The organism is Dietzia sp. NPDC055343, assembly GCF_053645265.1.
On the sequence record NZ_JBSHMJ010000014.1, the window covers coordinates 63,494 to 86,203 of the forward strand.

Sequence of the window (22,710 nt, forward strand, 5' to 3'; positions counted from 1 at the left end):
CAATCCCGGCCGGTGGGTCACACGAACGCATCATCCGCGCGCGCGGATGCCCGATACGCTCGCCGGTTCGGCCGCGGCCCGGGCCGGGATCTCAGGCGCCCAGCGCCGGCCCGACCACCCGCCACGAATCCCGCAGCTCCCGATTGAACAGGGCGAACGTGTGGGCGCCGTTGTCGTATCGGTCGTAGGTGAACGGCACGCCGCCCGTCCGCAGCGCCTCGGCCATGTGGCGGGTCCCCAGGTCGGAGGCGAGCTCGGTCCCGGCGCCGATGGAGAAGGTCGCCGAGCCGATCTCCGGCTGGTCGTTGGGGCCGGGGTTACCGGGCGCGGACGCCAGGTACAGCGCGGTGCCGCGGAGTCGTTCGACGTCGTGGGACGGGTCGTTGATCACCCACGCCGGGTCGCCGGGCGGGCCCCACGCGTTGAGGACGTTGCCGCCGCCGCGGCCGACCATCGCGGTCATGGCGGCGCGGCCGAACGGGGTGGAGACCTCCGGGAACCCGGAGAGCGAGGCCGCCGCCGCGTAGTGGTGCCGGCTGGTCGCGGCGAGCGTCAGCGCGGGCCCGCCCGACATGGACACGCCGATCACCCCGCGGGTGCCGTTCAGGGCGTATCCGCTGGCGAGGGCGGCGGGCAGCTCGTCGTCGAGGAAGGTGTGCCACCGGTTCACGCCGAGCACCGGGTCGGGCCGCTGCCAGTCGGTGTAGAGGCTGAAGCGCCCGCCCTCGGGGCTGGCCACGAGGACCTGCTTGTCGGCGAAGAAGTCCTGGTAATCCGTGTGATAGGCCCAGCCGACGTGATCCTCGCCGCCGCCGACGCCGTTGAGTAGGAGCAGGAGCGGCGCCGGCCCGGGGTTCGGCGGGAGTACCAGGAAGGTGGGCACGGCCTTGTTCATGGACGGCGACCACACGTCGGCGAGAACCTTGCGGCCCTCGATCGGCTGGACGCGCAGGAGCTGCGGCCGGGAGGTGTCGGCCGGCGGCGCCGCGGTGGGGCGCGGTGAGGTGGTGAAGCCGAGCGCCGTCGAAGTGTCGACGCCGCGGGCGGACTGCGCGCCGGCGGCGGGCAGACCTGCGCCGGTCAGGGCGAGGGACGCCGCCACGGTGACCGCGACGGTGGTGGGAACCGGGAGGAGAGAAGTACGACGACGAGACACACCCGTCACTCTAGTTGCAGACCCCTGGGGGTCGTACCCCGTCTCGTCATGGCGAACGGCGACACAACGTCCGTGGTCAGTACGGCTAGAGTCCGAAGTATGAGTTCCGCTCCCCCGGCGCACGCCCTGGTCCTTCGCCACCGCGCCATTTCGGGCAAGCGGAACGAATTGATCGAGGCGTGGCGCAGGAACATGCCGGAGGCGGTGACCGAGAACGACGGTCATGTGGCCTACGTGCTGTGTGCCTCGTACTCGGATCCTGACGAGCTGCTGATCTTCCAGCACTACCGGGACGCCGCGGCGGCCCAGCAGTTCCTCGGGAACCCGGCCTACCTTCGGTACCTCGAGGAGTCCCGGCATCTGTTGAGCGGGCCGCCGGAGGTCGAGCCGGTCGAGCCGCTGTGGTCCAAGGAGCCCGGGCCGGGGAGCGGCGCCGACTGAGGACACTTGCCAGGCCTTCCCCCGGAAGTTACAGTTATTACACTTAATACCGTTGGAGAGTTCCTCATGTCACTGACAGCTGCCACCATTTCCGCCACCTCGATCTCTGATGACGATCGTCGGCGTGCGGAGAAGTTCATCGCGGCCGACCAGGACTCTCCGCTGTCGGTGTTCTTGCAGAACGTTCTCGCGGCGACTGCGCGCGGGGCGGACATCGGCTTGGTGGCCGACGATGCGGAACTCAGTCCCAATCAGGCGGCAGAGCTTCTCAAGATGAGTCGTCCGCACCTGTTGTCGTTCATGGATCGCGGGGACCTGCGGTTCTACCGCGTCGGAACGCACCGGCGGATCAAGATGACGGATCTCCGAGAGTTCATGGCTGCACGTGAGGCCGGTGCGGAGCTCGTCGCCAATGCGATCAGTGGAGGCGGAGTTGCGCAGGACCTGCCGCTGTCGGGGACCGAGCAGGAGGAGCTGGACGCGCTTTGATCTGGACTATCTCTAGTCCTTGCCGAGGCGGAGAATGAGATCCCGTGCCGTTTGTGCGAACGGGGTTTCCTGCTCGCACTCGGGGCACAGCGGAAGGGCCGCGTGGGTGGACTCGTCACCGACAGGCACCCACCACTGACCGCACACCGCCCGGACGGCCCGTCCTGTGACAAAGGCTTCCGTCAGGCTCCACTTAGCCGTGTAATGCAGTGTCGTCGGCGGGGGTGGCTTGCGGTCTTCGACCGGGAGTAGTGGCCGCTCGGTCGCAAGGAGCTGCATGAGGCTGGCCCGGGTCACGAGGATTTGGACTATCAACTCGTCGCGGATGATTGACTCCCGCATTGAACTGTCCGGCTGGAGAAAGGGCACACAGGTCCGGATGAGCTCGTCGCGGATGGCGCTCCCGCTCGATCCGAACCCGATCCGCACTACGAGATCGCCCACCTGTTCATGGGCGTCGACGGGATCCCACTCCGGGTCCAGAGCCTCGGTCACCTGGACAGACAGGGGTGCGCTGGCAAATCGGGTCGGCGTCTCGACAACCACACGGGCGGTAGTGTGGGACGAGGCGATCGGTGAATCGACGAGAGCGCCGAGCAGGTCGGCGCGCGCCTGGGATGACTGGCGGATATCGCGCTCGAGGCCGCGGATCCGGCGGTCGAGTGCGCTGGGCCCGAGTTTATTGTTCTTGGACTTAGTGTTGATCGTGGTGGGCCCCGCGCTGTGATAGCGGTCATGGGCATCGAAGTAGACGAGCCAGGCGCAGTCGTCGTCAGGAGCTACCACCGCACCTCGCCACCCCGCGGAGCTGTGGTCGCGGACCTCGTAGATCGTCTGCCCGGCCTTGGCGGTCATCTCGTCTTGGCGGTCGGGGCGTCCGGTGGAGAACCGCGACCGTGCATCACGCAGAAGCGGGATGTCGAGGGACGACAATTCGAGCTCGGCCAACAGTCGCATCTTGGCTGCGGGGTCCTCGACCTTCCGGGCGTGCCGCAGCGCCTTGGCCGTGGTCGGCGGAAGGAGCTCTCTCTTCTCCAGCTCTTTCAGCACCTCGAGCGTCGGTCGAACTTCGGTCATAAAGAAACGGTACCCACTGTCCATGGCGGCTAGTGCACCCATGCGACTACCGCTGCTTCAGGCACGGAACGGGAGCTGGCGGGGTGACTCGGTAAAGTCTGCGCTGTGACAGCCCGAGATCCTTCCCCCGACCGCCGCGCCCTCTCCGACCGACATGACGCCGCGGTGTTCTCGGGCTTGCAGGACGGGCCGGGTGCTGCGGCTGATCCCACCAATGCGGAGGAGCTCGAGGCCCGCCGCCTGCGGCTCCTGGCCGGTGCCCAGAGCACGATCAATGACCTGACCGACGTGGTGTCGCCACTCGCGAAGGCGTTCGGTGAGGCCGGGCACGACCTGTACCTGGTCGGCGGCAGCGTCCGGGACGCGGTGCTGGGTCGGCTGGGCACGGACCTGGACTTCACCACCGATGCCCGTCCGGATGTGGTCCGCACGATCCTCGACGAGTACGCCGACGCGGTCTGGGACACCGGCATAGAGTTCGGGACCCTGTCGGCGGTGAAGCGGGACGAGTCCGGGATCGAGCAGCAGATCGAGATCACCACCTACCGTGCCGATACCTATGACGGCGTGAGCCGCAATCCCGAGGTCGTGTTCGGTGACACGCTCGAGGGCGACCTGGTCCGGCGCGACTTCACGGTCAACGCCATGGCGGTGCGGCTGTTCCCCGACGGGCGACACGAGTTCGTCGACCCGCTGGGCGGGATGGACGCCCTCCTGGTGGGTGTGCTCGACACCCCGGCCACCCCGGAGCAGTCGTTCGCCGACGACCCGCTGCGCATGCTGCGGGCCTGTCGATTCGTCTCCCAGCTGGGCTTCACCCTCGCGCCGCGCGTCTTCCGGGCCATGACCGAGATGACGGCGGAGATCGACAGGATCACCGTCGAGCGGGTGCGGGTCGAGCTCGACAAGATGATCCTCGGCGACTACCCGGTCGACGGGATCAACATGCTGTGCGAGACCGGGCTGGCCGACCATGTGCTGCCCGAGGTCCCTGGTATGAAACTCGAGCGCGACGAGCACATGCAGCACAAGGACGTGTACTGGCATTCGCTGACCGTGCTCAAGCAGGCGATCGACCTCGAGCCGGAGGGCCCGGACCTGGTGTTGCGCTGGGCCGCCCTGCTGCATGACATAGGAAAGCCGGCCACCCGCGCGGCCAAGCCGGGCGGCGGCGTGACGTTCCATCACCACGAGGTGGTGGGCGCCAAGATGGTCCGCAAGCGGATGCGCACGCTCAAGTACTCGCGGCAGATGGTCGAGGACGTCTCCGGCCTGGTGTTTCTGCACCTGCGGTTCCACGGTTACGGCGACGGCCAGTGGACGGACTCGGCGGTGCGGCGCTACGTCTCGGATGCCGGCGATCTGCTTCCCCGCCTGCACCGGCTCGTGCGCGCCGACTGCACGACGCGCAACAAGCGGCGCGCGGCCAAGCTGCAGGCCACCTACGACTCTCTGGAGAACCGGATCTCGGAGATCGAGGAGAAGGAGGATCTGGCCAGGGTGCGCCCGGACCTCGACGGCAACGAGATCATGGAACTCCTCGATCTGGGACCGGGACCGGACGTCGGCCGCGCCTGGGGGTTCCTCAAGGAACTGCGGCTGGACCGCGGACCGCTCGACCGGGACGAGGCCGAGGCCGAACTCCTGCGCTGGTGGGCGGAACAGAACGGCGGAGCAGACGCGGGCGGGGCGGATGCCGCCGACCGTCAGAAGGGTGACTCGGAATGATCGGCAACGCGGTCGACCGCTACCTCTCGTCGACGGTGGCGCGGGCGATCGTCGTCGTCGTCGCCCTCCTGGGCACTTTCGTGCACACCATCGGCATCCCGGGCCTGCAGAAACTCCCGCCCTACCGCATCGACCTGGACGTCTACCGCGTCGGCGGGCAGGTCTTCCGCGATGGTGGTGACCTGTACGGCGAACTGCCGCAGCTGGCCGAGGGCGCGCACCTGCCCTTCACCTATCCCCCGCTGTCCGCGCAGATCTTCTCCCTGCTCACGCTGGTGCCGCTGCCCGTGGCATCGGTGCTCATCACGCTCGCGACGCTGATCGTGCTGGCGTTCGTCGTGCAACTGGTCCTCACCCGCACCTGCGACCGGCCGGTCGCCCAGCTGTGGTGGATCACGCTCGCCGTGATGGCGGTCGCGATGTGGTTCGGACCGGTGCGCGAGACCATCGGGTTCGGGCAGGTCAACGTCTTTCTGATGGCACTGGTGCTGGTCGACGTGATCCGCGGCCGCGGGCGCTGGTGGTCAGGCACGCTGGTCGGGTTGGCGATGGCCATCAAGCTCACGCCGGCGGTCTTCCTGCTCTATTTCTTCCTACGGCGAGACTGGCGGGGGCTGGCCACCGCGATCGTGTCCGCGCTGGCGTTCACCGGCATCGGGCACCTGTTGGCCCCCGACGACTCGGTCCGCTACTGGACGTTCGCGATCCGCGATCCGGGCCGGATCGGCGGGTTGGCGTTCACGTCAAACCAGTCGGTCAACGGATTCGTGCACCGGATCGGTCTCGAGGACACCGCTGCGTCCGTGGTGTGGTTCGGAGTCTCGTGCGTGATCGGGCTCGGTATCGCGTGGGTCGCGTGGCGGTTGCTGCGGGCCGGCCAGGAGGTCGCGGCGGCGATCGCGGTGGGCACCGTGGCGCTCTTCTGCTCGCCGGTGTCGTGGGGCCACCACTGGGTGTGGGCCGTGCCGGCGGTGGTGCTCACCCTGGTGTGGGCGGATCGTGCGGCCCGCGGTAGTGCCGGGGACGGCGGCGATCGCAACGGTGAGCGGATCTGGCTGGCGTTGGGCATCAGTGGGCTTCTGATCTTCCTGACCACCCCGCAGTGGTGGTTCCCCAACCACGCCGACGCCGAGCTCGGCTGGGGTCCGATCGCGCATCTGATCGGCAACTCGTATCTGATCTGGGGGCTGATCCTGCTCGTCGTCATGGGCGTCCGGGCGTTCCGGCTCGGCCGGCCGGACCTGGGCGGGGATCCCGCCAGGTCGGCGCTGCTCGACCACGCCGTCGCGCGCTGACCCACCGGGCACCGATCCTCTCGGTCCCGACCCCGCCCGGTCGTCTGTCAAGGGGTGCCGCGCATCTGTGGATAACCGCTCCGCATTCCACAGATCCAGAATCGGGGCTGGTCCGGAGCTTGCGGCCGCGACACGATTCGGGACATGGATTACTTCTTCGGAGATGGCGTCGCTGAGCCGACGCAGTGGCAGAGCGAGCCCGACTTCACCCTCGGCACCGGTGCCGCGGACGCCCTGTGGTTGGACTTCGACGGCGACGGTCACTCGGACGATGCCCTGTGGGATTCGGATCTCGACGGTATCGCCGATCGGGTGGTGACGGACGTCGGCGCCGAGGTCCAGGCGGTCTACGCCGATGACGGCGGCCGGGGCGTGTGGAACGCCTACGCGGGCGGGGCCGGTGCGCTCGCCGCGGGCTCGGTCGGGGCCGGCTCTGCCGGTGCGGGTTCGCTGGGCGCCGGCTCTGTCGGCGGTGGCTCGGTGGGTGGTGGTTCGGTAGGTGGTGGCTCGGTCGGCGTGGGGTCCGTGGGCGGCGGGTCCGTCGGTCTGGGCTCGGTGGGGGCCGGCTCGCTGGCAGCAGGTTCGATGGCGGCCGGGTCCGCACTCGCCGATGCCGGAGGGGGCGGCTTCGAGGGCGCGCTGGCCACGGGATCCGAGTCGCTCGGGCACCTGCCGGACTGGGGATCACTCCTCGCGGATGCGATCGGCGGATTGGAGAGCGGATCGGCGGCGATCGGCGACTCGTCCCGCTGGTTCGCTCCCCCGGTGGTCGAGCCCGAGCCGGGCCCGCCCCCTGCGGCCCACACCCCGCCGCCGGTCCAGGGAGGCACGGTCTCCGAGCCCGCTGAGCCGGTCATCGAGGACGACGGCTCGATCACCGTGGACAGTGATGACGGCTGGATGTCGGTGACGGACATCGACGGCGACGGCCTCCTCGACGCGGCCCTGCCCTTCGATCCGCCCGCCCTGGAGCTGCCGAACATCGAGCTCCCCCACGTCGAACTCCCGCATGTAGAGGTGGGCTCCCTCGACGCGGGCGCACTCGGCGGCATCGACCACGGTGCGGTCGCGGGTTCCGCCGCGGCCGGTTCGGCTGCCGCCGGCTCCGCCGCTGCGGGCTCGGCTGCGGCCGGCTCAGTGGGTGCGGGCTCGGTCGGTGGCGGCTCTGTTGCCGGTGGCTCGGTCGGTGGAGGGTCTGTCGGCGGCGGATCCGTGGGCGTGGGCTCGGTGGGTGGCGGCTCTGTCGGGGGCGGTTCAGTGGGCGGTGGCTCGCTGGCCGCCGGATCGCTCGGCCTCTGAGCGCGTGGCAACCACTACCGCGATCGTCGCGGAGACCCCGTACAGCACCGCCGGGACCAGCATCAACGACACCGAACGCCCGTCCGCCGGCACCACTGGCAGCACCGCGACCATTCCCACGACGAACGCCGAGTTGAACAACGCATCCTGCAACGCGAAGATCCCGCCGCGCCGGGTATCGGGCACGTCGGTCTGCATCGCGTTGTCGGCGACGAGCTTGACCACCTGCGTCCCCAGTCCGATCGCGATCGCGCCGAGCACGAGTGCGGTGGGGTTCAGTGTCGGGCCCACCACGGCCTGGGCGATGGCGGCCAGAACGGCCCCTGCGGCCACGACGAGGATCCGGCGGGCGCGGGCCATGGCCCACGGGGCCACGGCCGCGGCCACGCCCATTCCGGCCGCCACCGTGGCGGACATCAGTCCGAAGCCGCCCATTCCGGCGATGACCGGGCCACCACCCGCGCTGGCGGATTCCACGTCACGCAGGAGCAGGATCGCCAGCATCGTGGTGATACCGAACGCGGCCCGGCCGAGTGTCACCCCGGTCAACGACACCCACACGAGCGGCGAGGACCGCGCCGCCCGGACGCCCTCGGCAAGTCCGCCGCCGAATGCCCGGACAGCATCGCGGGCCGTGCGGGCATCGTCGTGTCGGCCGATCTCGTCGTCGTCGGGTCCCAGGTGGCGGCGTGGCAGCGCCAGGATCGCCCACACCCCCACCAGCGCCGTGATCACCGACGGCGCCAGTGTCCACGACACGGCGGCGTCGCCGGCGCCCAGTACGGCGAGCACGGCGAACGCGGCGACGGCACCGACCGCCGTGATCACCGACCCCGCGGTGACCAGAACCGAATTGGTGGCGGCGAGAATGCGATCGGGCACCACCTTGGGCATGGCCGCGGTCATCCCCGTGTTGATGAGGCGGCCGAGGCCGATCGCGACCAGCGAGAGTCCGAACAGTGCTGCGAGACCCGTGCCGGTCCGCACCGCTCCGGCGGCGATGAGGACGATGGTCGCGACGATCGCCAGGGTCCTGACCAGGGCCGCGACGGCCACGACCACCCGTCGGTCCCATCGATCCAGGGCGGCGGCCGCGAACGGGCCGACGATCGAGTACGGCAGCAGCATCACCGCGAACCCGCCGGCGATCGCGGCCGGCGTGGTCGCGGCCTCCGGGCTGAACAGCACGACCCCGCCGAGAGCGGCCTGGTGGATTCCCTCGCTGAGCAGGGCGGCCAGCCGCGCGGTGGACAACCGGCCCAGGCCGTCGGATTCACGAAGGGCTGCGGACAGGCGGCCGCGCGGAGGCTCGACCGATTCCGAGGGCTCGGCCGGATCGGCGGACAGGGAGGTCACCCACTCACGGTATCCAGGAACCCGCGGTGAGACCCGTTCGAGGGGACGCGGGTGTGGGAGCGCGGTCGCAGGGGCATCATGGGGGCATGGACACGGGACCGGACGATCTGGGCGGCGGTGGCCTCTTCGGCGACCGCCTCTACGACGCGCTGGACAAACGCGACCCGATGGCCGGATCACTGCTCATCGCCGCGCCCGACATGCCCGACCCCAACTTCCGGCGGGCCATCATCTACGTGATCGAGCACGACCATTCCGGCTCGCTCGGCGTGGTGATCACCCGGGCCAGCGAGACCGATGTCGAGACGATCCTGCCCGGGTGGGCCGACCTGTGCGCGGCGCCGCCGGTCTTCCACGTCGGCGGGCCCGTCAAACCCGACACCGGGATCGCGCTGGTCGTGCTCTCCGCGGGCGTCGACCTCTCGCGTAACCCCGGGCTGCAACAGATCGAGGGTCGGGTGCACGTGGTGGACCTGGACAGCGACCCCGACCTGCTGCGCGATCGGATCGACGGGATGCGCGTGTTCGTCGGCTACACCGGCTGGGCACCGGGACAGCTGCAGGACGAGCTCGACCGCGGTGACTGGTACGTGGCGCCCAGTCTCCCCAGCGACCTGCTGGCCCCCGCGCGGGTCGACGTGTGGGGCGCGGTACTCCGGCGTCAGGACATGCCGCTGCCGCTGTACGCGACATACGTGGACGACGGAGACGTGAACTGAACGCGACCGTGAGCACCGAAGCGGCGCCGGTGACGGCTCGGACCTGGCTGATCCTGGCGGTCGCGACGTTCGTCGCCGCGTCCGGGTCGGCGTTCGTGGTGGGCGTCGGCTTCCTGCTCCCCCACCTCAACACCGACATGGGAATGTCGTTGTCCCGGGCCGGCGTGCTTGTGGCGATGCCGTCCGTGGGCATGGCGTTGGCGCTGATCGCGTGGGGCTGGCTCGTCGACCGCGCCGGTGAGAAAGTGGTGCTGGTCTCCGGCTCGGTCGCCGCCGCCGCGGCACTCACCGCTCTCCTGTTCACCCATTCGTTCGGAGCGATGGCGGTCTTCCTCCTGCTCGCCGGAGCGGCGACCGCCTCCGGGAACTCCGCGAGCGGACGTCTGGTGGTGGGGTGGTTCCCACCGCACCGTCGTGGGCTCGCCATGGGCATCCGGCAGATGTCGCAGCCGGTAGGGGCCGCCATCGCCGCGATGACCATGCCGCTGCTGGCGCAGTCGTACGGCCTGGCGGCGGCCTTCGCGATGCCCCTGGCGATGGCGGTCGTCTCGGCGGTGGCGGCCTTCGTCGTCGTCACCGACCCGCCTGCCGCCCCGACCTCGCCTCGCCTGCCCACCGACCTCGACCCCGCCGGGGTGTCGCCTGGCCGCGCATCGGGCGCCCCGGCGAGTGGTGCGACCGCGACGGCCGACCGCTCGCCCTATCGCGGCGCGGACTACCTGCAGCGCGTACACGGCGTCTCGGTGCTGCTGGTGTTGCCACAGGGGATGCTGCAGTCGTTCCTGCTGGCGTGGCTCGTGCTCGGGCACGGGTGGTCAGCGGTGTCCGCGGGTGTCGTGGTGACCGTGAGCCAGATCCTCGGGGCCGCCGCCCGGATCGTGGCCGGAGCTGTGTCGGACAGGGTCGGATCACGGATGAGACCCATTCGTGGCGTGGCTATCTCGGTGACCGCCGGCCTTGCGGCGCTCGCCGTGGCCGAGGCGCTCGGCGCGCCCGGTGCGGTGGCCGTGACGCTCGGCGTGGTGGCCACCGTCCTGTCCGTCTCGGACAACGGCCTGGCCTTCACCGCCGTGGCCGAGTACGCCGGGCCGCGGTGGGCCGGGCGCGCGCTCGGGGTGCAGAACACCTCGCAGTTCGTGACGATGTCGCTGGCGACTCCCCTGATCGCTGCCGTGATCGAGGCGTTCGGTTACTGGCCGGTGTTCGCCGGCGCGGCCGTGATCGCGGCGGTGGCGATCCCGCTCGTGCCGCGTGCGGACCAGCGCAGGGACTGACCGGCGCCCGGTGGTCAGGGAGCGGGTTCGCCCCGGTACTGCCCCACCGACCACACGTTGCCCTCCGGATCGCGGGCGGAGAAGGTGTGGTCGCCGTAGTCCGTGTCGTGCATGGCCATGACGATCTCGGCGCCGGCGGTGTTCGCCCGCGCGTAGACGGCGTCGGCGTCCGCGGTCACCACGTACGCCAGACCCGACCCCGGGGGCGCGGCGTGCGGATCAGCGGAGCCGCGGCCGGAATCGCCGAGCATGACCCCACCGCCCTCGGGCCAGAGCAGCTCGGCGTGGACAATCCTCCCGTCGTCGGTGTGGCAGGCGGTTTCGACGAATCCCAGCGCCTCGACCAGCCAGTCGATCACCCGGCGCGAGTCCGAGCACCGCAGACAGTGCCAGACTGACGGGACGGGTGGAGAGCCGACTTCGTGTGCGCTCATTGACCAAGTGTGCGCCGGTACGGCCGCCGACGGAAGACCCTTGACGGGGGTGATCGCGAGTCGCCGCTGGATAGACTGCCGGGCGTGTCGACCGCCCCCTCCACCAGCGCAGAGATCCGCAAGGGACTCGTCGACGCCGCGCCGGTGGGCCTCGGGTTAATCCCGCTGGGCCTGGCGTTCGGGGTGCTGATCACCCAGGCCGGGTTCGACTGGTGGTGGGCGCCGATCTTCTCGATCGTGATCTATGCCGGGTCGATGGAGTTCCTGGCGATCGGTCTGCTCACCGCGGTCTCCCCTCTGTACTCGTTGGCGGCCGCGACGTTCCTGGTGAACTTCCGGCACGTCTTCTACGGGCTCGGCTTTCCCATCGAGTCGATCCGATCCCGCCTGGCCCGCCTGTACGCCGTGTACGCATTGACCGACGAGGTGTACGCGATCACCGCGACCAAGCGGCACAGCGAGATGACCGGCGCGCGCACGATGACCATCGCGGTCACGTGTCAGTCGCTGTGGGTGCTGCCGGGAATCGTCGGTGGGTTGATCGGTGCCGCGCTGCCGCCCGGGCTGGACGGGCTGCAGTTCGCGTTGACCGCACTGTTCGCGGTCCTCGCCGTGGACGCGTGGCGCGCTTCCGGCGATCTGCCCGCGCCGGTGATCGCGCTGCTCTGCGGTCTGGCAGCGGCGTGGCTGGCTCCCGACCAGATGCTGCTGGTGGGGCTCGTGGCCTACGTGGTGCTGCTCTTGGTTCGGTTCGCGTGGGCAACACGATCCGGGCAGGAGGCGGCGTGAGCGCCACGGTGCCGCCGACCGGCTACCTGCTGGCCGGACTCGCCGTGATGTTCCTGGTGACGGTCGCTCTGCGTGCGGCTCCGTTCGTGGCCCTGACCCGGCTTCGGGACTCGCAGGTGGTCCGCTACCTGGGTCGCACCATGCCCGCAGGCGTGATGGTGGTGCTGGTGGTCTACACACTGCGCGACACCACGACCGAGTTCGGATCGTGGGTGCCGGCTTCGGCCGCGCTGGCACTCACCCTCGGCGTGCACCTGGCATTCCGACGCGCGGCTATCAGCATCGTGGTGGGCACCGCCGCATTCATGCTTCTGCAGGCCTGGCTGGGCTGAGCTGAGTGCCAGCTTCCCGCCTCAGCTCGCGACGGGACAGGTCCCCAGATCGACCTTCCACTCGGTGAGCCCGTTGAGCCACCCCGAGCGCAGCCGCTTGGGGTCGCCGAGCGAGGAGAGGTCCGGCAGGTGGTCGGCGATCGCGTTGAAGATCAGCTCCAGCTGCATCTTCGCCAGGTTGGCGCCGATGCAGTAGTGCGGGCCCTGGCCACCGAAGGTCACGTGCGGGTTCGGGTCGCGCAGGATGTTGAAGGTGAACGGGTCCTCGAACACCTCCTCGTCGAAGTTCGCGGAGCCGTAGCAGAGCAGCACGCGGTCTCCCTTGGGGATGGCGACTCCCCCGATCTCCACGTCTTCCATGGCGGTGCGCTGGAACTGCGTGATCGGCGAGGCCCACCGCAGGATCTCGTCGTAGGCCGTCTCCGGGCGCTCGGCCTTGAACAACTCCCACTGGTCAGGGTTCTCGAGCATCGCGACCATGCCGTGGGTGGTGGCGTTGCGGGTGGTCTCGTTGCCGGCCACGGCCAGCAGGGTGACGAACCAGCCGAACTCCTCGGGCGAGAGGTGTTCACCGTCGATGTCGGCCTGGACGAGCTTGGAGACGATGTCGTCCTGCGGGTTCTCGGCGCGGTCCACGGCCATCGTGTGGAAGTACTCGATGAGCTGCATGGACGCCACGGCGGCGAGGTCCATGCCGCCGGGCGCGTCGTAGCTGGTCATGGTGTTGGACCACTCGAAGATCTTGTGCCGGTCCTCCTGCGGCACGCCCAGCAGATCGGCGATCGCCTGGAGCGGCAGCTCGGAGGCGACGGCCGTCACGAAGTCGTCCGCGTTGTTCTCGGCGGCCTCGGTGACGATCTTGCGCGCGCGTTCGGAGAGTTCGTCGCGCATGCCGGCCACTCCGCGCGGGGTGAATCCGCGCGAGATGATCCGGCGGTGCTTCTTGTGGATCTCGCCGTCCTCGTTGACCAGCATTTCGCGCTGGGCCTCGATGATCGAGCGGTCGGTGCCCTCGGCGAAGCGCGGGATCATGGTGTTCTCGCCGGCGGAGAAGGTCTCTCCCGTGACGCGGGAGATCTCCTTGACGTCCGCGTGCTTGGTGGCCAGCCAGTAGTGGTCGTCGTCGAACCCGTCGATGCCGCGGCGCTTGTCGACGCGGCGGATCGGCTCGGATTGGCGCAGCTGGCGCCACTCGTCGTGCGGGAGTCGCTTCTCGAAGAGCTCGGGATCGGTGAAGTCGAACCCCGCGGGGATGGTCACGTCCATGGTGTCTCCTGCGCCTCGTAGCCCGCCGGGTCCGACGGGACTGAAACCGTGAATAGTGGTAACTATATACACGTGGCACTATCTGCGAGTGAGATTCTCGACCGCGCTCTGATGCTGTCGGAGGAGATGTCCGGCTCGATCGAGCGCGCGGCGGCGAATTACGGGCTCACCGTGCCTCGCCTGGAGCTGCTGTTCGTCCTGGGCCTGCAGGGCCAGTGCAAGCAGGTCGAATTGGCCGCCTACCTGGACTGTTCCCCGCGCCAGGTGACCGCGCTCGTGGATGGCCTGGAGGCGAGTGGGCACGTGGAGCGCACCATGTCGCCGGAGGACCGGCGGGTTCGCCTGATCGATCTCACCGCCGAGTCGCGTCGGATCGTGGATGAGGTGGTGTCGGCGCGCGTCGCCCTGGCGGAGTGGCTGTTCGAGGGGCTCGACGACGACGAGCTGCAGACGTTCGGAGCCATGTCGGAACGCCTCATCTCCCGGATGAGTGGCCGTTCCCTGGTCCGGCTGCCCGAGCAGTAAGTCAGACGCTACAGGCGGCGCAACCGGAGCTCTCGCGGGCGAACTCCATGAAGCCGCGCGCCTCGTAATTGGGGATCGCGGCAGGGGAGTCGTCATCACACGTGTGTAGCCAGACACGGCGGCAGCCCGGCACGTTCCAGGCGATGCGGCAGACCTCGGACAGGAACCATCCGCCCAGGCCATGGCCGGCGAACTCGGGGAGTATGCCGAAGTAGACGATCTCCACGTCGACCCCGTCGTCCGTGGTCTCATTCGCGCCCGTGGCGAAGGAGTCGACGGCCGGGTCGCAGGGGCTCATACGCAGTTCGGTGAATCCGACGACCTCACCGTCGACCGCGGCCCGGAGGGTGCTGATGCACGGGTCCGAGGCGTACGACGCCCAGTGCCCGTCGGACCACGCGAGGCGGTCGATCCAGTTCCAGTCGGCGCCGATCTCCCGGTACATCCGGGCGTTGAACGCGGGGTCGGCGGGGAAGACGCGGCTGATCGTGAGATTTGCAGGGGCAGCGGGCCGGAGCTGGTCGGCGGCGGTCTGCTGCAGGTAGGTCACGCTGGTCATCGCGCTATTCAAGCACCGAACCCTCCCGTGCCCAAGACCTACGGCGCGGGAGGGCTCGAGTGCAAGTGGCCGAGTCAGTTCACGTTGATACGGATGCCGGGGATGTTCAGGTCGTTGACAGCACCAGCGACCGAGCCGACTGCGTCGTTGTACATCGCTGCGCCGGCATTGTTGACGCCACCTGCTACATGCGGGTTCGCACCCGCAGCAGCTGCTCCGGACCCCAGCGCACCGACAGCACCCGCGCCCCCGAGTGCGGCGGCGGTCGTTCCGACCACGGCCACGGGGCTGGCAGCGCCTGCAGCGGTGGCAAGAGAAGCAGCGCCGGGCCCAAGGACGCCGAGTCCGCCGGTAATGGCGGCGGCGAGGGTGCCGATGATGCCAACGAAAGCGGCAGGGATCATGATTTCTCCTTGATGGTGTATCGAGGTAGTCGCCATCAGCCGATGGTGACCTGCTTGGGTTGGATGGGCGATATTGGATTCAGGGGCATCAGCGGGATGTCAATCGCTGGTGGCGGGACCGGTAGTGGCGCGACGGCTGGAGCCGGAGCAGGAGCTGGCGCCGGTGCGGGCCGGTATGGAGCCGGTACACGTTGGGGAACCGGCGCTGAAAGTCCGCGGGCTCCGGGCTGCCCGGCCGCCGCGGCCGGGTTTGATCCACGGATGGAAGAACCTGTCGATTCCCTTGGTGCCGGCACCTCGCTGCTGACCGGGGCGGTTGATGTCGCCACCTCTCCAGCCGGCCGTGAAGTGGAGACCGGAGATGCCGCGGTCGGCGGGAGGGTCAGCCCTGCCTGATGGACTGGGGCGGAACGATCCGCTTGGTCCGGGCTTCCGCCGCTGGCGTCAGTGGAGTACCAGCCGACACTTGCGCCCCCCGCGAAACCGACTACTGCGAGAAGGATGACGGCGAACCCGGCGTCGCGTATGGGCGACAGAAATGGGCGTGTGCGATCTATGGCCACGATTGCCCCTCCCGGTCTGTGCATTGCGGTCGGGCCACGTCGCGGTGCCCGCCTGCACAGGCCGCCTCAGCCCGTGCGGCGGGAACATTAAGGAACCTTGGGCGGCCCATCAATTGCTTGGGTTGCTAACGGATTCGATAGCCGAGACCCGCTCTCAACTGGGCTGATTGCCGCCGAATGATAATTTCCTGATACGCACAGGCAGGGGCGTCGACAAAGTGAATTGCTGTCACATCAGGTGCAAATGAACATATATTAGGTGCAGCGGTTACTGAGAGCTAGATCACAGTAGGGCCGCGCGGAATCGCAGCGGATGGCCATGCACTTTCCGTTCAGTGCTCCAGGTCAGCGAGCATCGTGCCCTTCGGCGTCAGGTAGAACACCACGAACGCGAACACCAGCAGGATGAGCCCGCCGATCAGTCCGGCCATGCCCAGGCCGGAGGTGAAGGCCTCTCCGGCTCGCGCGGCCAGGTCCGGAAGCTGCGCGGCGTCGGCCACCGCCATGGCCCCGCCGAGCGAGTCGCGGGCCGCTTCCGTGGCCTCCTCGCCCAGCATCAGCGCCTCGGCCGGGGTGCCGAGGTTCCGCCGGTAGAGGAACGAGGCCAACGATCCCAGGATCGCGATACCCAACACGGCGCCGAATTCATACGAGGTGTCCTCCATGGCGGCCGCATTGCCGGCCTTGGAACGCGGGACGCCGCCCATGATCATCGAGGAGGCCAGGGCCAGCGCGCCGATGCCTGCGCCGATCAGGGCGAGTGCGATGAACACCGAGGTCAGCTCCAGATCCTCACCCCGGATGCCCAGGAAGAGCATGCCGGCGCCGGCGACGAAGAGCGCTAAGAAGATCGTCGCGCGCATCCCGATCCGCTCCGAGGCGACGGGCGCGAGTAGAGAGGTCACGGCGGCGGCGAGCGCCAGCGGCATGAGCTGGAGCCCGGACTCGAACGCGGACGCGCCGTTGACCAGCTGCAACCACTGCGCGAGCAACAGCAGCCCGGCGGACATGGAGAAGCTCGCGATGAGAGCGGCCAGGACGCCCGCGGAGAAGATGCGGTGGCGGAACATCGTCACATCGAGCAGGGGAGAGGTCGACTTCAGGCAGCGCCGGACGAACCAGACCAGGGCTGCCACTCCCACGACGAAGGCGATCCACGCCGGGAGGTAGGTCATCGAGGCCTCTTCGCTGAACTTCTTGATGGCCCAGATGGTTGTCGACATTCCGACGAGCGTGAGAGCGGCGGCGAAGGGGTCCCACGGCCCGGGCTCGGGCACTCGTGACTCGGGAACGGTGAAGATGGCGCTGACAAACGCGATGACCATCATCGGCACGCTGACCAGGAACGCGGACTGCCAGTGGAACGTCTCGAGCAGGAAACCGCCCAGCAGTGGCCCGACGGCCGCACCGATGCCGGCGACCGCGGCCCACACGGCCAGGGCGGTCGCGCGCTCACGGGTGTCGGTGAAGGTGACCCGCAGCAGCGACAGGGTGGACGGCATGACCATCGCCGCGCCGATTCCGAGCAGGATGCGCAGCGCGATCACGAAGCCGGGGGAGTGCGCGAGGAGCACGAGGACCGAGGCGAGCGCGATGAGAATGTAGCCCAGCATGAGCATTCGTTTGCGGCCCCAGCGGTCGGCGATCGACGACATGGAGATGAGCAGTCCGGCCATGACCAGCGAGTACGCATCGATGATCCACAGCTGCTGGGAGGCGGTGGGCTGCAGGTCCGCCGACATCTGCGGGATCGCCACGTTGAGGATCGTCATGTCCGTGGTGATGGCCAGCAGGGAGAACGTCAGCGTGACCAGACCGAGCCAGCGGCGCGCCGGATCGTACGAGCCCACGATGTGCGGGTCGGCCCGCAGCTCACTCCGGGCGGGTGCGGTGGTGTCGCTCATGCGGTGGTGTCCTCATCGGGCATGGTCGAGATCGCCCGGATGACGGCCTCGAGTCGGGCGGTGGTGGGTGCGGTACCTGTGAGCGCGGTGTTGATGCCGGCCCCGTCCAGGCACATGGCCAGCACTTCCGAGCGGACCTTCCCGAAGTAGGGGGACAGTATCTCGGTGAGTCCGGTGAACCAGCGCAGGCTCAGCTCGCGCAGGTCCTCCTCAAACAGTCCCGCGTAGGCGAGGGAGCATTCGGCGAGCACCGCGCCCCGGTCCTCGAAGCCGGCGGCCGCGGCGGTGGCCAGGTAGGCGATCGGGTCGGGGGCGCCAGCGAGGTCGCGCCGGATCTTGTCCAGGTCGCTCTCGACCGCGGCGGCCAGGTGCTCGAGCGCGTGCCTGCGCAGGTCGTCGATCGTCGAGAAGTACCGGGTGGTGGTCCCGACGGCGACGCCGGCGCGCGCCGCGACCGCACGATGGGTCAGCGCGGCGGGCCCGGCCTCGGCGATCAGTTCGGCCGCGGCCTGCCCGATGTCACGGATCCGCTGCTCGGGATCGCGGGTGCGTCCGGCGCTCGTCACAGGTGCTCCTCACGTTGCTGTACAAACGTACGCGTACAAATGTACAACAACGCCATGCGAGCGCGGAATCGGCGCGATCACCTGGTAAGACTGTGCCCGTGACGGAACCGACGAGTACGCGGGTCAGGGCCTGGGCGGCAGTGGCGCTGGTCGCCTACGGGGCTGTGGTCGCGGCACTGACCATGCTCAAGGCCTTCTTCGTGATCGGCATGCTGTGGCGACCCGAGGCGCAACGGAACCGCTCGATGGAATGGGAGCCGTTCGCCCTCTATCGGAACTCGACGACCTGGTTCGGGCCGCTGTTCGACTACCTCGGCAATATGGCCTTCTTCATCCCGCTCGGAGTCCTGCTGTTCATCGTGCTGGAGCATCACAGGCGGGCGACGGCCCACGTCGTCGTCGTCGGAGCGCTGACCAGCGCCACCGTCGAGACCCTCCAGTACGTCTTCGCCCTGGGCCATTCGGACGTCTCCGACCTGATGTTCAACGTCCTCGGCGCCCTCGTCGGCGCGACGGTCGCCCGGCTGGGAGGCCGGCGCCTGTACCCGGTGTGGATCGGGCTCGCGTTGACGGCCGCGCTCGTGTTCGCCGTCCTGGTGATCCTCGGCCCGCGGCTCGGCGACCCGGACAGGGTCGTGGAGACGTCCATGGCGATGGGGTTGCCGGGGTAGAACTCAGGAGGCGGCCGGCGCGACCGGGGTCTCCTCGGCGCGGCCGTAGCGGCCCGCCAGCCACGCGCAGACGATGAGCTGGATCTGGTGGAAGATCATCAGCGGCAGCACCAGCAGGCCGAGCGGCTGGCCCACGAACAGCACCGCCGCCATCGGCAGGCCGGTGGCCAGGGATTTCTTGGAGCCGCAGAACTGCACCACGCGCTTGTCCCGGTCCTCGAAGCCGAGCGCGCGGGAGACGAGCTCCGTCAGACCAAGGACCACAGCAAGTAGGACGCAGCACGCCACCACCAGGCCCGCCAGCTGGGGCACGCCGACCATCGTCCAGATCCCCTCGGCCACGCCCTCGGAGAACGCGGCGTAGACCACGAGCACGATCACGGTCTTGTCGAACAGGGCCAGACGCTTGATCCTGTTGGTGATCGGCAGGATGCGGTCCCGGAAGATCTGGCCCAGCACGAACGGCAGCAGCAGCTGCAGTGCGATCGTGCCGACCGAATCCCACGTGATCTTCACCGAGCCGTCGGTGGTCATGAGCGCGAACACCAGCAGCGGCGTGAGGAACACGCCCAGCAGATTCGATACCGATGCCGACACCACCGCGGCGCTGACATGCCCGCGCGCGATCGCCACGAACGTGATCGACGACTGCACGGTCGAGGGCACCAGCGTCGTGAAGAGGAAGCCGGCGGCCAGAGACGCGCCGAGCACGGGGGTCAGCACCCACTGGCCGAGCAGGCCGAGCAGCGGGAACACCACGAACGTCGCCACGAGCACCACCGAGTGCAGCCGCCAGTGCCGCAGGCCCGCCCGCAGCTCCCGCGGCTCGAGCCGGGCGCCGTAGAGGAAGAACAACACGGCGATGCCGATGGTCGTGACCCAGCCCAGCGTCGTGGCGGCGCCGCCGGTCGCGGGAAGGAAGGCGGCGACGACCACCGCGGCCAGAATCGCCAAGATGAACGGTTCGATCCTCAGCCGGCGCAGAATCTCCATCCGCCCATTCCATCACTTCGGCGCCCGCCGTCGTCGCTCGCCCGAGGCCGGATCGGGCGGCCGGTTCGGCCCGCCCGATAGGCTCGGACCCATGACGGGCGATGGCGGGTCGGGCTGGCGGCCCAGAGCACTCAGAGATGGTCAGGAGCCGGATCCACGGTTCACGCTCGCCAACGAGCGCACCTTCCTGGCCTGGATCCGCACGAGCCTCGGACTGACCGCCGGCGCGGTGGCTCTCGAGGCGTTCGCCGGCGACGAGATCCCGGAGATCATCCGCACCCCGCTCGCCTGCATCCTGTTGGTGCTGGCGGCGGTGCTGGCGATCGTGGCATTCCGCCGCTGGATCCGGATCGAGTTCGCCATGCGGCACAAGCAGCCGTTGCCGATGCCCCAGGCGTCGATCCTGCTGGCGCTGGGGATCTCGATCGGCGCCGTGGTCCTCATCGTCGCGATCCTCAGCGGAACGTTCACATGACCGACCCCCGGCCACAGCCGCGCCGACGCCCGCGGGTGATCGGTGTCTCGCCCACGGCGGTCCCGCCGGATGCGGGCCTGCAGGCCGAGCGCACCAGCCTGTCCTGGGCCCGTACCTGGGCCGTGGTGGGGGTCAACATCACGCTCGTGGCCAAGCTGGTGGGCGAGCTCTCGTGGCTATGGGCGTCGGCGTTCTCCCTGCTCACGGTGGTCCCGCTACTCGCGTTGCTCCGGGTGCAGCGCGGGCACGAGCGGCGCGTGGGCCGGTTCGTCCGTGCCGGTGAGGTCCAGCAGACGCAGGCGCTCTACAACGTGGGCCTGGTGGCGATGATCATCGTGATCTCCGCGTGTGGGCTCGCCGCGGTGCTGGTCCAGGCGCTGGGCTGAGAGTCCGTGCCGGGCTGGATCTCGGGGCCGGGCCGGGGGCTGGGTCTCGAGGCCGTCCGGAGTCCGGGCCGGTCTAGCCCTCCGCGGCGGCCGCGCGCCCCAGCGCCTCGAGCCCCTCGTCGATCTGCCGCGCCAACACGTCGTCCATCTTCACCAGGCGCGTCAACGCCCGCATCACCGGGCCGCGGGTCCCCGTCATCTGCCACGTGACCTCGGTGCGCTCTGGCCCGAGCGGCTCGAGCGTGATCACCGTGGGGTTGGTGGCCTTGAACGGCTTGAGGAACCGGAGCTCGATCAGGACTCGCCGCCCCGCCGATGCCCCGGTGATCTCCATGGACCCCGCGCCGGCCTTGGCGTTGCCCGACCACTCGTAGCGCGCCCCGACGCCCCGCTCGGCGCCGGTGAACGTCCGCTCCATCGACGGGTCGGTCTTCTCCCAGAAGGACCAGTTCCGCCACTTGCGGAAGTCCTCGAGCTGGGCGAACACGGCCGGCGCGGGGGCATCGAGGATGGCGGTGCGGGTGATCGAGAACTCAGCGCTCATGCGGGGATTTTACAGCGCGGACGCCCCACGACCGCGCACTCAGGTGTTCTCGATGCGACCGCTCAGCGCGTCCCGCAGCCGGTCGACCATCCCGACGCCCAGGCCCACCGTCATGTGGAACAGCTCGGAGTGGGGTGAGTCGGGGTGCGGCCGGGTCGGCGCGACCTTCTTGGCGGCCTCCACCTTGCGGCCCAGATCCACCAGCTCCTCGGCGGACACGGCCCGCCGCAGCTTGGGGAACTGGTCGGACTCCTCGTCGTCGACGTGGTGGTCGAGCTGGCCCTTGAGCTCGCGGACCAGGCGCAGGAAGTCAGCGTCCTCCGAGTCGACGCCCTCGAGCTTGACGAGCGTCTCCTCGAGCTCCTGGTGCTCTTCCTTGTCGTGCTCGACCTCATCCGCGCCGCCGGTGACCTCCCGCGTGTACACGGGGTAGACGAACAGCTCCTCGGCCACGGAGTGCCGCACGATCTCGGCGGTCGCGGCATCGGCGAGTGCGCGCCGTTCGGCGGGGTCGGTGGTCTCCTCGATCAGTTCGAGGAGTCCGATCATCTCGCGGTGGTCGGCGGTGAGGATGTCAACGACGTCCTTCTGGGCCATGGCGAACTCCTTCACGGTCTGGTGCGATGAGGATTCACACCGTAGGGGCGCGCGCTGGTGGCGGCCACCGGAGGGCCCCTCAGCGGCCGGCGGACTCCGTTTCGCACATGCCCTGCAGGGCGCACGATCCGCAGCCGCCGGTCAGGCCGCAGTCCTCCGCGGGATCGGCGCCGCCGTCCGGGCCTTCGGTCGCGGCGGAGGAGCAGCCGCCCGAGCCGGAGTCGTCGGGGCCGTCCGACTCGCCGGCGGAGGAGCAGCCCCCGGCCTCCGAGGCGTCGGAGTGGCCGCCGCAGCCGTCGGGGCCGCAACCGCAGCCGCCCGCGTCGCCGTTGTCGGCCTCCCAGAGGGCCGCCGCGCGTGCCCCGGCCATGCCGGCCACGTTGAGCAGGGCGAGGGCGACCACGAGTGCGACGACGACGACGAGAACGCCGATCCAGCCGCCGATCAGTCCCAGGGCGAGCGTTCCGAGCAGGAGCGTCAGGCCCGAGCCGAGGAACGCGGGTGCGGCGGCCCGGTTGGCCAGCGTCCACGCCTCCAGCGAGCGCCGGGTCTCCGGGGTGCGGACCCCCAGCACGCCGTTGCCGGGCAGCTTGCCGGTCAGCGCGAGAAGGCCGGTGCCCCCGACCAGGAGGGCGAGCCCGGCGAGGAGCACCACGACCACCACGAGCACTGCGTTCACGCCTTAGAGGTTACGCCCGTGGCCGCGGAAGTCCGAGTCGCGTCAGCCTGCTGCGTGCCCCCGCCGCTGCCCTCGACCAGTGCGAGGATTCGACCGAGTTCGCGCTTGTCGTCGTCGTCCAATCGATCCAGGAAGACCCGCCGCACGGTTCGCACGTGGTCCGGCGCGGCCTTCTCGATCTCGCGCAAG

General features: G+C 69.4%; 26 protein-coding genes and 1 pseudogene. 13 read left to right on the forward strand and 14 right to left on the reverse strand.

Features of this window, described 5'->3' with window-relative positions; all coding sequences use genetic code 11:
- Positions 1-91 precede the first annotated feature (91 nt).
- Positions 92-1,156, reverse strand: a complete 1,065-nt coding sequence (locus ACWIE7_RS08835; protein WP_452098293.1) for an alpha/beta hydrolase — start codon at positions 1,154-1,156, stop codon at positions 92-94.
- A gap of 99 nt (positions 1,157-1,255) precedes the next feature.
- On the opposite strand from ACWIE7_RS08835, the gene ACWIE7_RS08840 reads away from it, so the two are divergent.
- Together ACWIE7_RS08840 and ACWIE7_RS08845 are read left to right on the forward strand one after the other, a co-directional pair.
- Positions 1,256-1,597: a putative quinol monooxygenase gene (locus ACWIE7_RS08840; RefSeq protein WP_452098292.1), complete on the forward strand. Its 342-nt coding sequence runs from the start codon at positions 1,256-1,258 to the stop codon at positions 1,595-1,597.
- A 66-nt stretch (positions 1,598-1,663) separates the two neighbouring features.
- Positions 1,664-2,086, forward strand: a complete 423-nt coding sequence (locus ACWIE7_RS08845) for a helix-turn-helix domain-containing protein (RefSeq protein WP_452098291.1) — start codon at positions 1,664-1,666, stop codon at positions 2,084-2,086.
- A gap of 12 nt (positions 2,087-2,098) precedes the next feature.
- On the opposite strand, the gene ACWIE7_RS08850 is transcribed toward ACWIE7_RS08845, so the two are convergent.
- A complete protein-coding gene (locus tag ACWIE7_RS08850) occupies positions 2,099-3,163 on the reverse strand; it encodes a DUF3039 domain-containing protein (RefSeq protein WP_454069056.1) in 1,065 nt (354 codons plus the stop codon).
- A gap of 177 nt (positions 3,164-3,340) precedes the next feature.
- On the opposite strand from ACWIE7_RS08850, the gene ACWIE7_RS08855 reads away from it, so the two are divergent.
- The 3 genes from ACWIE7_RS08855 to ACWIE7_RS08865 all read left to right on the forward strand — a co-directional run bounded on the left by ACWIE7_RS08855 (position 3,341) and on the right by ACWIE7_RS08865 (position 7,485).
- A complete protein-coding gene (locus ACWIE7_RS08855; protein WP_454058044.1) occupies positions 3,341-4,891 on the forward strand; it encodes a CCA tRNA nucleotidyltransferase in 1,551 nt (516 codons plus the stop codon).
- Positions 4,888-6,186, forward strand: coding sequence for a glycosyltransferase 87 family protein (locus ACWIE7_RS08860; RefSeq protein ID WP_454069057.1), 1,299 nt, complete (start codon positions 4,888-4,890; stop codon positions 6,184-6,186). Before ACWIE7_RS08855 ends, ACWIE7_RS08860 begins: the two co-directional genes overlap by 4 nt.
- 144 nt (positions 6,187-6,330) lie before the next feature.
- On the forward strand, positions 6,331-7,485 hold the full coding sequence (locus ACWIE7_RS08865; RefSeq protein ID WP_454058019.1) for a hypothetical protein: 1,155 nt from the start codon (positions 6,331-6,333) through the stop codon (positions 7,483-7,485).
- On the opposite strand, the gene ACWIE7_RS08870 is transcribed toward ACWIE7_RS08865, so the two are convergent.
- A complete protein-coding gene (locus ACWIE7_RS08870; RefSeq protein WP_454058018.1) occupies positions 7,441-8,841 on the reverse strand; it encodes an MFS transporter in 1,401 nt (466 codons plus the stop codon). The genes ACWIE7_RS08865 and ACWIE7_RS08870 overlap by 45 nt on opposite strands.
- Positions 8,842-8,927: 86 nt before the next feature.
- On the opposite strand from ACWIE7_RS08870, the gene ACWIE7_RS08875 reads away from it, so the two are divergent.
- Both ACWIE7_RS08875 and ACWIE7_RS08880 read left to right on the forward strand, forming a co-directional pair.
- On the forward strand, positions 8,928-9,560 hold the full coding sequence (locus ACWIE7_RS08875) for a YqgE/AlgH family protein (protein WP_230929679.1): 633 nt from the start codon (positions 8,928-8,930) through the stop codon (positions 9,558-9,560).
- Positions 9,561-9,568: 8 nt separating this feature from the next.
- Positions 9,569-10,834: an MFS transporter gene (locus ACWIE7_RS08880; RefSeq protein ID WP_452098286.1), complete on the forward strand. Its 1,266-nt coding sequence runs from the start codon at positions 9,569-9,571 to the stop codon at positions 10,832-10,834.
- Between the two features lie 14 nt (positions 10,835-10,848).
- Here the strand turns inward: ACWIE7_RS08880 and ACWIE7_RS08885 are convergent, their stop codons facing one another.
- Complete coding sequence (locus ACWIE7_RS08885; protein WP_452098285.1) at positions 10,849-11,268, reverse strand: VOC family protein; 420 nt, start codon at positions 11,266-11,268, stop codon at positions 10,849-10,851.
- Between the two features lie 84 nt (positions 11,269-11,352).
- On the opposite strand from ACWIE7_RS08885, the gene ACWIE7_RS08890 reads away from it, so the two are divergent.
- Both ACWIE7_RS08890 and ACWIE7_RS08895 read left to right on the forward strand, forming a co-directional pair.
- Complete coding sequence (locus ACWIE7_RS08890; protein WP_452098284.1) at positions 11,353-12,057, forward strand: AzlC family ABC transporter permease; 705 nt, start codon at positions 11,353-11,355, stop codon at positions 12,055-12,057.
- Entirely contained in the window at positions 12,054-12,389 is a 336-nt protein-coding gene (locus ACWIE7_RS08895) for a branched-chain amino acid transporter permease (RefSeq protein WP_452098283.1), read from the forward strand. The genes ACWIE7_RS08890 and ACWIE7_RS08895 overlap by 4 nt, the downstream gene beginning before the upstream one ends.
- Before the next feature lie 21 nt (positions 12,390-12,410).
- Here the strand turns inward: ACWIE7_RS08895 and ACWIE7_RS08900 are convergent, their stop codons facing one another.
- On the reverse strand, positions 12,411-13,655 hold the full coding sequence (locus ACWIE7_RS08900; RefSeq protein WP_452098282.1) for a cytochrome P450: 1,245 nt from the start codon (positions 13,653-13,655) through the stop codon (positions 12,411-12,413).
- A gap of 72 nt (positions 13,656-13,727) precedes the next feature.
- Here ACWIE7_RS08900 and ACWIE7_RS08905 point away from each other — a divergent pair, with 72 nt between their 5' ends.
- Positions 13,728-14,180, forward strand: coding sequence for a MarR family winged helix-turn-helix transcriptional regulator (locus ACWIE7_RS08905; protein ID WP_452098281.1), 453 nt, complete (start codon positions 13,728-13,730; stop codon positions 14,178-14,180).
- Position 14,181: 1 nt separating this feature from the next.
- On the opposite strand, the gene ACWIE7_RS08910 is transcribed toward ACWIE7_RS08905, so the two are convergent.
- The 4 genes from ACWIE7_RS08910 to ACWIE7_RS08925 all read right to left on the reverse strand — a co-directional run bounded on the left by ACWIE7_RS08910 (position 14,182) and on the right by ACWIE7_RS08925 (position 18,176).
- Positions 14,182-14,739, reverse strand: coding sequence for a GNAT family N-acetyltransferase (locus ACWIE7_RS08910; protein WP_454058017.1), 558 nt, complete (start codon positions 14,737-14,739; stop codon positions 14,182-14,184).
- Between the two features lie 74 nt (positions 14,740-14,813).
- Entirely contained in the window at positions 14,814-15,143 is a 330-nt protein-coding gene (locus tag ACWIE7_RS08915) for a hypothetical protein (protein ID WP_295648962.1), read from the reverse strand.
- 895 nt (positions 15,144-16,038) lie between these two features.
- Positions 16,039-17,610, reverse strand: coding sequence for an MFS transporter (locus ACWIE7_RS08920; RefSeq protein WP_452098279.1), 1,572 nt, complete (start codon positions 17,608-17,610; stop codon positions 16,039-16,041).
- On the reverse strand, positions 17,607-18,176 hold the full coding sequence (locus ACWIE7_RS08925) for a TetR/AcrR family transcriptional regulator (protein ID WP_452098278.1): 570 nt from the start codon (positions 18,174-18,176) through the stop codon (positions 17,607-17,609). Before ACWIE7_RS08925 ends, ACWIE7_RS08920 begins: the two co-directional genes overlap by 4 nt.
- 98 nt (positions 18,177-18,274) lie before the next feature.
- On the opposite strand from ACWIE7_RS08925, the gene ACWIE7_RS08930 reads away from it, so the two are divergent.
- Entirely contained in the window at positions 18,275-18,847 is a 573-nt protein-coding gene (locus ACWIE7_RS08930) for a VanZ family protein (RefSeq protein ID WP_452098277.1), read from the forward strand.
- 3 nt (positions 18,848-18,850) lie between these two features.
- On the opposite strand, the gene ACWIE7_RS08935 is transcribed toward ACWIE7_RS08930, so the two are convergent.
- Positions 18,851-19,840, reverse strand: coding sequence for a bile acid:sodium symporter family protein (locus ACWIE7_RS08935; protein ID WP_454069058.1), 990 nt, complete (start codon positions 19,838-19,840; stop codon positions 18,851-18,853).
- A gap of 91 nt (positions 19,841-19,931) precedes the next feature.
- Between ACWIE7_RS08935 and ACWIE7_RS08940 the strand changes: the two genes are divergently transcribed.
- Together ACWIE7_RS08940 and ACWIE7_RS08945 are read left to right on the forward strand one after the other, a co-directional pair.
- Positions 19,932-20,315: a YidH family protein gene (locus ACWIE7_RS08940; RefSeq protein ID WP_452098275.1), complete on the forward strand. Its 384-nt coding sequence runs from the start codon at positions 19,932-19,934 to the stop codon at positions 20,313-20,315.
- Positions 20,312-20,701, forward strand: coding sequence for a DUF202 domain-containing protein (locus ACWIE7_RS08945; RefSeq protein WP_452098274.1), 390 nt, complete (start codon positions 20,312-20,314; stop codon positions 20,699-20,701). The genes ACWIE7_RS08940 and ACWIE7_RS08945 overlap by 4 nt, the downstream gene beginning before the upstream one ends.
- Before the next feature lie 73 nt (positions 20,702-20,774).
- Here ACWIE7_RS08945 and ACWIE7_RS08950 read toward each other — a convergent pair whose 3' ends face one another.
- From ACWIE7_RS08950 to ACWIE7_RS08965, 4 genes and pseudogenes are all read right to left on the reverse strand, one after another.
- On the reverse strand, positions 20,775-21,245 hold the full coding sequence (locus ACWIE7_RS08950; protein WP_454069059.1) for an SRPBCC family protein: 471 nt from the start codon (positions 21,243-21,245) through the stop codon (positions 20,775-20,777).
- A gap of 39 nt (positions 21,246-21,284) precedes the next feature.
- Positions 21,285-21,842, reverse strand: a complete 558-nt coding sequence (locus ACWIE7_RS08955) for a hemerythrin domain-containing protein (protein WP_454069060.1) — start codon at positions 21,840-21,842, stop codon at positions 21,285-21,287.
- Between the two features lie 79 nt (positions 21,843-21,921).
- On the reverse strand, positions 21,922-22,521 hold the full coding sequence (locus ACWIE7_RS08960; protein WP_454069061.1) for an SdpI family protein: 600 nt from the start codon (positions 22,519-22,521) through the stop codon (positions 21,922-21,924).
- Positions 22,518-22,710, reverse strand: a pseudogene (locus ACWIE7_RS08965) (MarR family transcriptional regulator); the annotation flags it as partial. The gene ACWIE7_RS08960 and the pseudogene ACWIE7_RS08965, both read right to left, overlap by 4 nt.

Excerpts from the sequence above, each read along its gene's own strand:
- ACWIE7_RS08885 (WP_452098285.1), bottom strand. The coding sequence starts at position 11,268 with ATGAGCGCACACGAAGTCGGCTCTCCACCCGTCCCGTCAGTCTGGCAC.
- ACWIE7_RS08955 (WP_454069060.1), bottom strand. The coding sequence starts at position 21,842 with ATGGCCCAGAAGGACGTCGTTGACATCCTCACCGCCGACCACCGCGAG.
- ACWIE7_RS08910 (WP_454058017.1), bottom strand. The coding sequence starts at position 14,739 with ATGACCAGCGTGACCTACCTGCAGCAGACCGCCGCCGACCAGCTCCGG.
- ACWIE7_RS08875 (WP_230929679.1), top strand. The coding sequence starts at position 8,928 with ATGGACACGGGACCGGACGATCTGGGCGGCGGTGGCCTCTTCGGCGAC.
- ACWIE7_RS08860 (WP_454069057.1), top strand. The coding sequence starts at position 4,888 with ATGATCGGCAACGCGGTCGACCGCTACCTCTCGTCGACGGTGGCGCGG.
- ACWIE7_RS08900 (WP_452098282.1), bottom strand. The coding sequence starts at position 13,655 with ATGGACGTGACCATCCCCGCGGGGTTCGACTTCACCGATCCCGAGCTC.
- ACWIE7_RS08840 (WP_452098292.1), top strand. The coding sequence starts at position 1,256 with ATGAGTTCCGCTCCCCCGGCGCACGCCCTGGTCCTTCGCCACCGCGCC.
- ACWIE7_RS08940 (WP_452098275.1), top strand. The coding sequence starts at position 19,932 with ATGACGGGCGATGGCGGGTCGGGCTGGCGGCCCAGAGCACTCAGAGAT.
- ACWIE7_RS08850 (WP_454069056.1), bottom strand. The coding sequence starts at position 3,163 with ATGACCGAAGTTCGACCGACGCTCGAGGTGCTGAAAGAGCTGGAGAAG.
- ACWIE7_RS08915 (WP_295648962.1), bottom strand. The coding sequence starts at position 15,143 with ATGATCCCTGCCGCTTTCGTTGGCATCATCGGCACCCTCGCCGCCGCC.
- ACWIE7_RS08865 (WP_454058019.1), top strand. The coding sequence starts at position 6,331 with ATGGATTACTTCTTCGGAGATGGCGTCGCTGAGCCGACGCAGTGGCAG.
- ACWIE7_RS08945 (WP_452098274.1), top strand. The coding sequence starts at position 20,312 with ATGACCGACCCCCGGCCACAGCCGCGCCGACGCCCGCGGGTGATCGGT.
- ACWIE7_RS08920 (WP_452098279.1), bottom strand. The coding sequence starts at position 17,610 with ATGAGCGACACCACCGCACCCGCCCGGAGTGAGCTGCGGGCCGACCCG.
- ACWIE7_RS08950 (WP_454069059.1), bottom strand. The coding sequence starts at position 21,245 with ATGAGCGCTGAGTTCTCGATCACCCGCACCGCCATCCTCGATGCCCCC.
- ACWIE7_RS08935 (WP_454069058.1), bottom strand. The coding sequence starts at position 19,840 with ATGGAGATTCTGCGCCGGCTGAGGATCGAACCGTTCATCTTGGCGATT.
- ACWIE7_RS08845 (WP_452098291.1), top strand. The coding sequence starts at position 1,664 with ATGTCACTGACAGCTGCCACCATTTCCGCCACCTCGATCTCTGATGAC.